Annotated in this window: 14 protein-coding genes and 1 pseudogene; all 15 read left to right on the forward strand. The window is 37.4% G+C overall.

The window, feature by feature from the left end; translation table 11 throughout:
- Nucleotides 1–30: 30 nt before the first annotated feature.
- The gene (locus M3636_RS11790; protein ID WP_251382644.1) at nt 31–474 is read left to right on the forward strand and encodes a hypothetical protein; all 444 of its coding nucleotides are present in this window, start codon (nt 31–33) and stop codon (nt 472–474) included.
- 427 nt (nt 475–901) lie between these two features.
- A pseudogene (locus tag M3636_RS29960) lies at nt 902–2,171 on the forward strand (FAD-binding protein).
- Nucleotides 2,172–2,749: 578 nt separating this feature from the next.
- A complete protein-coding gene (locus tag M3636_RS11800) occupies nt 2,750–3,226 on the forward strand; it encodes a hypothetical protein (protein ID WP_251382645.1) in 477 nt (158 codons plus the stop codon).
- 104 nt (nt 3,227–3,330) lie between these two features.
- The gene (locus M3636_RS11805; protein ID WP_251382646.1) at nt 3,331–4,017 is read left to right on the forward strand and encodes a hypothetical protein; all 687 of its coding nucleotides are present in this window, start codon (nt 3,331–3,333) and stop codon (nt 4,015–4,017) included.
- A 273-nt stretch (nt 4,018–4,290) separates the two neighbouring features.
- A complete protein-coding gene (locus M3636_RS11810) occupies nt 4,291–4,908 on the forward strand; it encodes a Type 1 glutamine amidotransferase-like domain-containing protein (protein ID WP_251382647.1) in 618 nt (205 codons plus the stop codon).
- Between the two features lie 22 nt (nt 4,909–4,930).
- Complete coding sequence (locus tag M3636_RS11815) at nt 4,931–5,695, forward strand: nucleotidyltransferase domain-containing protein (RefSeq protein ID WP_251382648.1); 765 nt, start codon at nt 4,931–4,933, stop codon at nt 5,693–5,695.
- Nucleotides 5,696–5,920: 225 nt separating this feature from the next.
- Entirely contained in the window at nt 5,921–6,328 is a 408-nt protein-coding gene (locus M3636_RS11820; protein WP_251382649.1) for a DUF4259 domain-containing protein, read from the forward strand.
- A 147-nt stretch (nt 6,329–6,475) separates the two neighbouring features.
- A complete protein-coding gene (locus tag M3636_RS11825; RefSeq protein WP_251382650.1) occupies nt 6,476–6,958 on the forward strand; it encodes a hypothetical protein in 483 nt (160 codons plus the stop codon).
- A gap of 127 nt (nt 6,959–7,085) precedes the next feature.
- On the forward strand, nt 7,086–7,832 hold the full coding sequence (locus M3636_RS11830; protein ID WP_251382651.1) for a metallophosphoesterase family protein: 747 nt from the start codon (nt 7,086–7,088) through the stop codon (nt 7,830–7,832).
- Nucleotides 7,833–8,152: 320 nt separating this feature from the next.
- Entirely contained in the window at nt 8,153–8,419 is a 267-nt protein-coding gene (locus tag M3636_RS11835) for a CD3324 family protein (RefSeq protein WP_251382652.1), read from the forward strand.
- A 183-nt stretch (nt 8,420–8,602) separates the two neighbouring features.
- Nucleotides 8,603–9,412 (forward strand): aminoglycoside adenylyltransferase domain-containing protein, encoded by an 810-nt coding sequence (locus tag M3636_RS11840; RefSeq protein WP_251382653.1) that lies wholly within the window; start codon nt 8,603–8,605, stop codon nt 9,410–9,412.
- Between the two features lie 149 nt (nt 9,413–9,561).
- The gene (locus tag M3636_RS11845) at nt 9,562–10,557 is read left to right on the forward strand and encodes a phosphotransferase enzyme family protein (protein WP_251382654.1); all 996 of its coding nucleotides are present in this window, start codon (nt 9,562–9,564) and stop codon (nt 10,555–10,557) included.
- Between the two features lie 239 nt (nt 10,558–10,796).
- The gene (locus M3636_RS11850) at nt 10,797–11,120 is read left to right on the forward strand and encodes a DUF2834 domain-containing protein (protein ID WP_128100875.1); all 324 of its coding nucleotides are present in this window, start codon (nt 10,797–10,799) and stop codon (nt 11,118–11,120) included.
- A 68-nt stretch (nt 11,121–11,188) separates the two neighbouring features.
- Nucleotides 11,189–11,677, forward strand: coding sequence for an AAA family ATPase (locus tag M3636_RS11855; protein WP_128100876.1), 489 nt, complete (start codon nt 11,189–11,191; stop codon nt 11,675–11,677).
- Between the two features lie 81 nt (nt 11,678–11,758).
- Complete coding sequence (locus tag M3636_RS11860; RefSeq protein WP_128100877.1) at nt 11,759–12,388, forward strand: DUF3885 domain-containing protein; 630 nt, start codon at nt 11,759–11,761, stop codon at nt 12,386–12,388.
- The last annotated feature ends 26 nt before the right edge of the window (nt 12,389–12,414 follow it).

Consider the following 12,414-nt stretch of genomic DNA (forward strand, 5'->3'; position numbering starts at 1 on the left):
ATGCGAAACACTTCGAAAGCAGGAAAGAACATGAAGACAAATAAGGCGATGAGAAATTTATTGAATGAGCTTGCTCAATTAAACGAATCGATCAGTTCAAATTTATTTAACCCTACTTTTCATGAATGGGATGATTGCATTTTAGTTGATGCTTCAAGTTTAAGAGAGATAGATTTTTTTGAAGAAACCATGTATCAAGATCGAACGGAGCTAGAAGCCTCAATAAATCATTACCATCTAGAGCATTTAAGCACTGGAATAAAACTCATTTCGAATTGGAAAGAGAATTTAGAGTTGAGTTATGCTGAAAAAGACTTTATTTTAGTTTTAAGTTCTACAATCGAAGGAGAAGATGTGCTAATTAGATTCTATCAATTTAGAGATCGTAAACCTGAATGGATTAAACTGAATGATCTTGAAGGATATAAAGAAGAAGCAATATTAGTTGTTGAGATTTTAAATGTAGTTCAATGAAGCGAAGTGCTTTGTATAACATAATATTCACGCTGTGGACATTCGTCCTTGGCTCGGCATGCGCCAGAAACTCGACATACGTCGAGTCGCGAATACAGGAACGTTATACGTAATTACTAAGAGCTGATTAAAATCGTTTGAATGACGAGCAATTCTTAAATAGCGAGCCTTCGATTATCGGCTCGAAGAAGACGAATTGAATAAGTAAAATATGGAATCAAAAAACAGATAAGAAACAGGTAAAGGTAAAAATGTTAAAGACAGTGTTGGCTTTAAAGCAGGACGCCATTTCTGCGGCTGCGAATTGAAGCGTGGAAAGGTTTATCTTAAATAGGTAAAGACTAGGCCATTAAAAAGGGTAAGGTTAGAAATGACGCTCGAATTTTTAAAGAAGCACTTTATTATTTGAAACTTGGGAGGGCCTCGAATGAGTTATCAAAATTGGGCCGGCAACTTTACTTACGGCGCGACCGAAATGATCTTTCCCGAAAGCGTGGAGCATCTGCAGCAGTTGGTCAAAGAGCATCGGAGAATCAAGGTTTCGGGCAGCGGCCATACGTTCAATGCGATCACGGATACGAACGGGATCTTCGTTTCGCTGCGGCATTGGAACCGCATGTTGGCCTTAAACGAAGAACGCGGCACGGTAACGGTCGAAGGAGGGATCACGTACGGGGAACTATGCGCGGAGCTCGCTCTGACCGATTATGCGCTTCATAATCTGGCATCGCTTCCTCATATCACGGTTGCCGGCGCCGCCGCTACGGCCACCCATGGTTCAGGCAGCCGTAACGGAAGCTTGGCGGCAGCGGTGGAAGGTATCGAACTGGTCGACGCGAACGGAGAGCTGCATACATTCAGCCGCGGCGCTGCGGAATTCTCCGGCGTCGTCGTGAACCTCGGCGCGCTCGGCATCGTGACGAAGCTGACGCCTGAACGTCGTGCCGGCTTATTCCATCAGACAGTTCGTTTATGAGAATCTGCCGCTTTCGCAGCTTGAAGAAAACGCGGAGGGCATCTTTACGGGCGCTTACAGCGTAAGTTTGTTCACGGATTGGCAGCAGCAGAGATTTCATCAGGTATGGACAAAATGCCGTGAAGAAGATGGCGCAAGCTATGCCGGACATGCGGACTATTACGGAGCGATGCCTGCGATGGCCCCTGTGCATCCGCTGCCGAACATGCATGCGGAAAACTGCACGGAGCAGCTCGGTAAGCCGGGGATGTGGCATGAGCGACTCGCGCATTTTCGTATGGAATTTACGCCGAGTGCCGGCAAAGAGCTGCAGAGCGAATACTTGATGCCGCGGGAGCATGTATATGAAGCGGCGCTTGCCGTTCACCGGCTGCGTGAGCATCTTGCGCCAATTTTGTTCGTTAGCGAATTGCGCACGATCGCTGCGGACGATTTATGGCTGAGCCCTTTTTGCGATCAATCTTCGGTGGCGTTTCACTTCACGTGGCGGGACGACTGGCAGGCGGTCGAGCGTGTGCTTCCGCTGCTGGAAGCAGCGCTGGCGCCGTTTCACGCACGTCCGCATTGGGGCAAACTGTTTACGATACCGGCCGATGTCCTGCAGGGACAATTCGACAAGCTGCCGCCGTTTCGGAAGTTGATCGACAAGTATGACCCTAACGGAAAATTCAGCAATGCGTTTCTGGATACTTATGTTCGTCCAGCCCGGACGTCACGTTGAGGCTGGACGAGGCTTTCGAGAGATGAATAGGATGCCGAATACCGGCCTCGTCCCGCGTGAGACGAGGTAGCAGCCTTTTTTTTCGTCATATCGCAGAGTGGATTCCGGCAGTCTGAAATGCGCCGCCGCTTCCCCGATAGATCGATCTGCTGGATGCATAATGGGGCCTCCAAAATTGAGCATTTTATGTCGACTTCCTCATCTTAGGACTTAAAACATAGTTGAAGTCAAGCCGCGATTTCATCAGAATTTTTGTGAAGGACGGAAGGGGGCGAACATTCGGATTCCCTAGCCATTTCTACAATTAGAGTATCTCAAGGAGGAAATGTAATATGGGAAAGGCATTTAAAAACAAGAGGGTCATTTTAGAGATTACTGAATAAAACCATATTATAAAAATTAAAGGCAGGGACATCTTATAACATAATATTCACGCTGCGGCCATTCGTCCTTGGTCCAGCATTCGCCGAACACTCGACATACGTCGAGTCGTGAATACAGGAACGTTATAGGAAATCAGCAAACACACAAAGAGAACTTGTATTATTCAGCATATTTTTTTGAGGAGAAGTGATTGAGTGAATAAAGACATTCTACTTGAATGGGACAGTAAGCATAGTGCGATGAAACGCACGAAAGAAAATTACTGGAAAACCTATAGGAAGTGGCGTGACGAGAACAAAAGCGATTATCATGATACTTTTATGGGAAAGTTATATGATGAATTTATAAGTCTTGAAGAGCGCGCTATATACCTAAAATATAGTTTTAATACAACAGAAGCTGTGCTATTTTGCTCAATTAATATCTTTTACATAGAAGAGCAAATAGGAACTTATGATATAGAGTTCTTTTTGAACGGTGAGATCGCTGATGATTACCTGGAATTTGGAGATGTATTACTTAAAGATCGTATGATTAAAGTAAAGTATAATTTGAAGACTGCAAGAAGCGCCTTAAAACTGGGATTGGAAGTATCAGATATTTTGAAAATCACAGATATTCCACTCAAATACATAGAAATATTAAAAGTTGATATAAAGGGAATGGTATAAGAAGTATAAGTGATTCGAAGAAGCTTCTGATATCCAATAACATAATATTCACGCTGCGGGCACATGCCCTTGATTTATCAGAAAGACTATAAAGGAGGGAGAAGATGAAGCTTTTTTCTGGAGTAGAGCCTTTAATACAAGAAGCTGATCTTTCACAACCCTCAATATATACGCCTCTTGGAACCATTGAGTTTTCGCTTTCTGTCTCCAACAAATGTTATCTTCCCACTCAATGTTTTCGACTCAAACAAGGTGGTTCATTATACCAGTATAGCTATGACTTGTTTGATTGCGAATTAGTGGTCTGCAAACCTAAGTTCGATCTTGCTTCGCATCTGACAATCGAGGAATGTTGGGGAGCCGTGTTTAGAATCCAACCAAATAAAAACCGTCAGATTGATACATGTAGTTTTTCTTCTTATTGGCAGGAGGGATACAACTGGAAAGATTACGGCTCTAATACCGGGGAACATCTTGAAGCTATTGAGTATGAGAACGAGAAATATCGATTACATGTGGGAACTCAGGATGGAGAATTTTTAATGGCAAGACGAGATCGAGGAGATAGGATTCCTAAATCGCTAAATTTGAATTCTGATTTTGAGAAATATGGTTTTATTATAAGTTCAGATAAAGGTATTGAAGTACCTATGACACGAATTGAATCTCAAGAGATATGCGAAGTACATTTTTTAACAGCTTGGAATCTAAAGATAGAAGAAGATGTTTCCACATGGCTAGCGGTAGATTTACTTTCGAAACAAATACTAGAAGGGGAAGAACTTTTGTGAAAATTTTTAAAAGAAGTTTCTAGTCCATCCGATAACATGTTGGCGTAGCTTATACATCACCTCACCTAACACATTGTTCACGTTGTGGACTTTCGTCCCTTGGTTGTGAGGTGTATAATACTGGAAGATAATCAGACAACAAACGCTCCAGCCCAAGATAAGAGCTATCTAAGGCTGGGGCGTTTCTTGAATACAGGAACTTTAGCAGAAATCAGGGGAATGCTTAATTATTATAAAGATTAGATAAACTATTATCTAAGGGTTGGGATTTCAATGAGTAGCTTGTTACTAACTTCGTGTGGTTTTAATACTGAAGATATTAAGAATCAATTTCTGAGTTTTATTGAAAGAGATATTTCTCAATTAAAGGTCTCTATTATTACAACAGCATCCCCTATGAAAGAAAATAATAGATATGCACAAAGGGCGGTGCAGGACTTCAAAGGCATGGGGTTTCAGCATATTGATTTTGTAGATATAGAATTTGATGATCCGCAACTTCTCATACATAGCGATGTTATATATATCAATGGTGGAAATCCATTTACATTATTGTATTACGTTAAGAAAAGTGGTACTGATGAAATTATTAAAACATTGGCCACACAGAATGTAATTATAGTTGGAGTGAGTGCTGGAACGTTATTACTGGGGCCGAATATTAATATTGTCGACTTCTTTACTCCACAGATGAACACTATGGATTTAACAGATTTTAAGGCATTAGGTGTAACAGACAAGCTTATTTTTCCTCACTATGATCGAGAGGACAAATTTAAAGATAGTACGAATAAAACAATTGAAGAGAGAATAGTAGCATTTGAATCCAATGAGAACTGTAAGGTGACAAGGCTTAAAGATGAAGAATATATCTCAATCTTAATGGACTAAGCATATTTCAGGAGGGGTCTGCATGATATTAGAAAAAGTAATAAATAGAGTTGAAATACAAAGTGAATATAAGGATTTGGTTGATAAGTATATAGATCATGTACGTACCGAATACAAAGGTGAAATTCATAGCATTTATATGTGCGGCTCGATTCCCAAAGGAACTGCTACACCTTTTAAGTCAGATGCAGACTTTACGATTGTATGTGAAAATCCCAAAGATATCGATTATGAAAGATTGTCGAATATTCAAGACAGGCTTTTGGAAGAATATCCATTCGTAACTAAGATTGATACGATAATTTGCTCAATAGACGATGTATTAAATAAACCGAATGAGTGGGGTTTCTGGGTTAAGATCATTTGTGTTTGCATACATGGGGATGACATTGGTGAAAAAGTACCCCCGATCATTATTTCTCCAGAATTCATTTTAGACTTAAATAGAGAGACTAAGGAAGAAGTAGATCGTATACATCGTTTACTTTCTAATACTAGTGATAACGCATTAAAAACCAGATATATTAAAGGTTACTCTAAGAGATTAATTCGTGCCTTATACTCTTTGGTTTTAGTAGATACAGGTGTATGGCAAGATGACATGCTTAAGATGAAGATTGCCATAGTAGACTATTGTGATATTGACTCCGCTCTAGTTGATTATCTGTATGCTTGTTACTTGGATTGTAGTAGTGTGCTTGTTGAAGAGTTTCTGGAAATTGCAGATGAAGTATATAGCTATTTTGAGAATGCCTTAAAGGCAATGGCTGCTTCCAGAAAACCCTAGAATAAAACATATTATTCTATCTTGTAACGGGTACTTGGATATACCTCTTCAAGATCAGGAGTAATCGAGTGTTGACGAGGCACCGGCACACTGGTGGATCTGTTACGAGATGGGAACAGAAGTACGAGAAGATCTTATTTATTGAGGGCTTGGTTACAAAGCCGGGGACATCGTGTAACATTATATCCATGTTTCGAGTAAACTTAATAACACTTTAGGGGGTTAATGATGGGAGCATGGGGAACTGGAATTTTTGAAAACGATGATGTATTAGATTGGAAGGCAGATTTACTTGATTCTGATGACATTGAATTAATTGAAGAAACGATTGAAGAAGTTTTAGAAGAAGAATATATTGAGTCAGATTTAGCTTCCAATGCTCTAGGTGCAATCGAAGTCCTTGCAGCTTTACAAGGCAAACCTGGCCAAGAGATATTAAATAGTCAAAGTAATACTGAAGATCTATATGAATGGATCGAAGCACATAAAGGTAAAGGGAAAAATCTCATTTCCAAAGCTAAACGAGCAATGAAAAAAATTAAGAAAGACTCAGAACTACAAGAGTTATGGGAAGAATCAGGAGAATATTCGAGCTGGTTGAATACACTAAATGACCTAGAAAGTCGATTGTAAAGAAATTTATTGCTTTCCGAGAAGGAGAGCCTTACATAACAAAATATTCACGATATGTGTATGCGCCATTAGTCCGGCATACGTTGGGGTGTGAATACAGGAACGTTAGGCGAAACTTCTTGAATTAACAACATTTGGGAGGAATACATGAGGATTTCTAAAATTGATACTAGTAATCGTCAAAGAGAAGGTTATCCTGGACTTATTAATTACGCTGATATAATTATTGATGGTAAATCTTTATTTGAGATGATTGCACATAAATATGATTTTGTATCTTGTATAGGATGGGGCAGTATTGAATTCCAAGAACAGCAGATTGCTCGATTACTTTTAAGAGTTGATTCCGATCTACCCAATAATCGAAATTCCATTTATATTTGTCCTGCGTGCGCTGATTTAGGCTGTGGGGCTATAACTGTGGAAATTGAAATAAATGATGATACAGTTATTTGGTCTAAGTTCGGGACACAAAATAATTTGAATGATGGTATAGAAGAAGATACAGGTAATGTGCATTATTTTGAGGAAATAGAAAAGTACATATTTAATAAAAGTGAGTATGAAGATGTAATAATGAATTCAAGAGGATTTGGGATGATTAGGTGGCCATGGGACACAGAAGAATGATTGTATTCGAGGAAAACCATCATCGCTAAACAATATATTCACGTTACGGAAATGGTTCGGCCTTCGCCGGACACCCATCATATTTCGGGATGTGAAATACAGGAACGTTATGAAAGGAGAGGTCTAAATGAAGATTGCAATCCTAACTGATATTCATGGTAATTATCCTGCATTAAGTGCCGTATTCTCTGATATTGATTCTCGTGGGGACATCGAACATACATATTGTCTCGGTGATATGATTGGCATTGGCCCTAACTCTAACGAAGTGCTTGAAGAGATAATGTATCGAAAGGATGTAACGGCGGTTTCAGGTAATCATGAAGAGGCAGTTTTGAAACTACTGCAAGGTGACGATACCTTACCGGGTCATGAAATGATAGCTGAACATCATAAGTGGATCGGCAAACAGCTAAAAAAAGAAAATATCAAGTTTATAGAAAATCTCCCTCAGACATTAGAAGTTGAAATAGAAGGGCAAAAAATATTAATAACGCATTACCATATGAAGAAAGGAGAAAGAGAAATAATAGATGAAACCCCTTCGGGATTGAAATTAGACGCAAGATATGAAGGTTCACCTTATAGTCTCGTTTGTTTTGGTCATCATCATCCAATCCATTATTTCAAGTCAAATCAAAGGGTTTATTTGAATCCCGGAGCATTAGGTTGTAATGAACATGCGATTGCAAGATACGCGGTAGTAGAACTCCAAAAAGGAACAATAAGTGTTCAACTTATAGGAACTGCATATGATAATAAAGCATTTTTGGAATCTTTTGAGCAGTTAAACGTTCCAGACAGAGAGTTTATAATAAAAGCTTTTCATGGAAACCAACTAGAGAGAGATTTCAAAGATGGTAATAACATCTGATAACATAATCTTCACGTTGCGGGCATTTGCCCTCGCTCTTGCCTTCGCCAGACTGGCAACTTAGTTCAAACAGATACACTGGGTGAAGGAAACAGTTAAATATTATCGAAGTATATACACAGATTATTTTGAAAGTGAGGTTATAAATTATGAGTAAGCGTCCGATCTGCTCCGTGCAAAGTCTTGATCTATAAACAACGGCGGTTGTTTGTATGGAGCTAGCATTTATTTCACCGCCTTCATATTCGTTTTTGCGTTTGTTGTTTATAGAATAGACTTTGCTACCTTAATTTAAATTAAATTTAAGGAGCAGAGCTATTATGAAATATGTAAACGCCGATATGATTTTTCCGAAGGAATTATTAAAGGAAATACAAAAATATACTCACAGTAGCATGGTATACATCCCAACACCTGATGGACAACGAAAAAAGTGGGGGGAAAACTCGGGAAGTCGCAAGTATTTGAAGCAAAGAAACGAAACAATACGTAAACAATATCTGGATGGTTCATCGATAGATGAGCTATCTGATCAGTTCGGTCTTTCTAACGATAGTATTAAAAAGATTATTTATACAAAAATATAAGTTATAGAAATCACATCAGCGATCTTATGATGTGATTTTTTTAGTGTAACAAATGATTTGAATTATTTTATATATATTTTTTGATGATTTACACCGCTAAAATGGAAAATACCAGCATTCCTTATTGAACTGGTAGCTAAATGATACATAGAATTCCAGATGATAAAAGAAAGGTGTCTTGATATGAATACCCAAACTTTATTAGATAAAATCGTTGCACTTTTTAGAGAAGAGCTTAAAGGGAACTTGATAGGTATTTATTTGCATGGGTCACTAGCTATGGGATGCTTTAATCCCACAAAAAGTGATATTGATTTTTTAGTTGTTGTAAAAGAAAAGCTTACACCAGTAAATAACTCCAGAATTGCAAAAATAGCTTTATCTTTGCATGATGAAATGTCTGTGATGTTTAATGAGCGTGGAATAGAATTTACCATTATCTTAGAAATGTATTTAAAACCGTTTGTATATCCTACACCTTTTGAATTCCATTACTCCGATTATCATAGGGAAAAATATCGTACAGATGAGAATTATCTTTGCGGGGGATTGGAAGATAAGGATTTAGCCTCTCAACTTGTTGTTGCCTATGAGCGAGGAAGAGCACTGTATGGAAAACCATTAAGTGAACTTTATGAACCGATTAATAGTCAATATTACCTCGACTCCATATTAAACGATGTGGAAGGATGTGCTGATGAGATCATTGACAATCCTCCTACGAACCTTACTTCTATGTACCTAACCTTAAATTTTTGTCGAGTTCTCTATTACGTAACAGAAGGTAAGATATCTTCAAAGCGAGAGGGTGGAGAGTGGGGAATGACATATCTACCTCAACACTTTCAGCCCTTGGTTAAGTATTATCTAGCTATATACACGGACGAATCATCCGACAGAGAGAACGACAATAGCAATTTTGATTTACAAAGTTTATTAGCATTTGTTAAATATATGACAAACGAAATAAAGCAAAATATATCTAATCATTAAGCGACATCTTATAACGGGGCATTCATACGGCGGCGCTTATCTTAGTCTGTAGAAGGATTTCAGAGAAGCATTTAAGCAGATAACCCCTTTGCGGCTCATGAATACAGGAACATTATCTGAAAAAATCACGAGAGAAAGGAACAAACGTTATGGAAAAGCACGCTAAAGAACTGTTTACCCAGAAAATCCTTAATGAGGCAGCTCAAAAGTTCAATATTAATCAATTAAGTCTTAAAGATTTAGAAGGATTCCAGAACTTTGTTTATTTTGGAAAATCAGATGATAGAAGTGTTGTCCTCCGGGTAACTCATCAATCACATCGAACTGAAGAAGAAATTTTATCCGAAATTGAATTTATGAATTATCTATTGAATAACAATGTATCTGTTTCCAAAGCGTTACCTTCTATTCATGGGAAATTTGTAGAGGGAATAAGTGATGGAGAATTTTATGCAACTTCTTTTGAGTTTTCTAGTGGTAGAAATGCTAGAATCGCTGAAGAGAGCAATTTGTTCTATCAAAGAGTTGGTAGTTATACAGGCAGAACACATAATCTTTCCAAGAAGTTGAATCTAACAAATGAATTAAACAGGAGACAATGGTATAAAAAAGAGTTGTTTATCAATATGAAAGAGTATCTGCCTACGGAGCTTTCTTATGTCATTGATAAATACGATATTCTGAAAAAAGAGCTCAGCAATCTGCCAAAGAATACGGATTCGTATGGCATTATTCATGGAGATTTAAATCATGGGAATTATCTGAATGTAGACGATGATGTAGTACTTATTGATTTTGATGAAGCTGAATATAGTTGGTTTGTTAGTGATATTGCTATTCCGTTATTCTATGAAATTCCGATCCCTTGGGTCGTAGATGGACAACGAAGGACAGAGATAGCTAAGAGGTATTATTACAACTTCATGGATGGGTATGTAAAAGAAAATACAATGGATAATGCATGGTTAAAACTAATACCTGAGTTTATTAATCTTAGACAGTTTGGAGTAGTGTCAGCAATTTATAGAAGTTATGATTTTGATCATTATAACAACTGGAGTGATTGGGACAAAGAAGCATTAAAATTTTATTTGAATAATATCGAGCATGATATTCCTTATATTGAGATGGATTTTAGTAGATAGTGCAATGCGGCATATCCTAATATAATATTCACGCTTCGGGCTTACTCCTATGGTCGTACAGATGTATAATTATAGGAGATAACTCGGACGATATGTGAGCCGACCTAAGATAAGAGCTATCTAAGGTCGGCTCGCGTCGTGAATACAGGCACGTTATGTAAAAATAACGAAAGTTCAACCTGAAAAGATTGTTGAAATTATTGTGATCTTTTTAAACTAATAATTTTGAGGTGAGAGACATGAAGTACTTTTATGGGGTGTTAACACTGTTAGGAATAACATTGCCCTACATGGAGTTTATTCCTTGGATTAGTGAGCACGGATTTAATATGACAATATTATTAAATGAAGCAACACAGAATCGAATTAGTGCATTTGCTTGGTTGGATGTAATAATTGCAGCAATTGTTTTGATTGGATTCATTTTATATGAAGGAAAGCGAATTGGCATAAAGCATAAGTGGATTCCGATCATTGGAACATTAACAGTTGGGGTTTCATTTGGATTGCCATTATTTTTATTATTGCGTGAAATTCGAATGGATAAACTGAAAGAAAAGTAAACTTAAATAGATATTCAGGTAACGAATTTAGTTGAAATCCCTCTAACAAAGTAATGGAGGTGTATAGAATGAAAAAACTAATTGTAGTAAACGGAAGTATGGGCATAGGCAAGACAAGTACTTGTAAATATCTTTACAAATCTTTAGATCGATCTGTATGGTTAGACGGAGATTGGTGTTGGATGATGAATCCCTGGACGGTAAACAAAGATACAATAGAAATGGTTGAGAACAATATTACCTATTTACTTAATAGTTATTTGGAAAATCCTTTATTTAATTATGTTATATTCAGTTGGGTTCTCCATAGGGAAGACATTTTAAATGATTTACTTGAAAGGTTACATACTTCGGAGTACAAGCTATACAAGATAACTTTAACCTGTTCTGAGGAATCATTGAGAGATCGAATGCATTCCGACATGAGAAGCTTAGAACAAATAAATAATAGTATTAATAGATTACAGTTATATCAAAGGATGCAGTCAAATAAGATTGATACAAGCGATCTTGGAATTGAAGAGACGGTTGAAAAGATTATAAGAATAATAAGTTAATTTTGAAATATAGCTGCCAAGAAAAAATGTGAAATATATCTAACATAATAATCAATCTACAAGAAGGTGGGGATTAACTAGATGTCTATTCAACAATTTATAAATGAACATCTCTCTAACATAATCTTTGAACCACCATTCTATTACAATAATGATTTTAGTATTCGGTTTGAACTGGGACCACCAAACAGCAATATTGATAATGACACATACTATAGTGTAGTTCAGGAGAGAATCCTGGCCTTATTTCTAGCAATATTTAAAGAGAAGCATCCGGTGTATATCGTCGGAATATCATATGAACCTATTGGAGATTTAGATGCTTATATTGAAGGGGAAATTGACCTTCTTCAATATTTTGCAGACCACACAATGAATAATTTTCTTAACAAAGAAGATTATGACGCTGAAACACTAGAGTTGACTGGACATTATAAATTTTACTCTCTTGAATGCAAACTGTCCGAGATAGACTATATTGATTTGTTAGGACTTATTGGAGGATTTACTCAGAAGAATAGTTACCTTAATTCAAGAATTTACTTCATAGATCCTCAATCCCAATTGGTTTTACACATTTATGATGATCGTGGTTTAGACATCGTCTCACCGACTAAGGAAGCCTTGCTTTACTTGTACAAGGAATTTAACGATTGGATTCTTGATTACGATCGAAAAGAGATAGATAAGATATTTAAGACTATTTCATAGAAATCAATTGTCCCGAACGTAGACAA

Source organism: Paenibacillus sp. MER 99-2 (assembly GCF_023714095.1).
In the GTDB taxonomy this organism is placed as follows: Bacteria; Bacillota; Bacilli; order Paenibacillales; family Paenibacillaceae; genus Paenibacillus.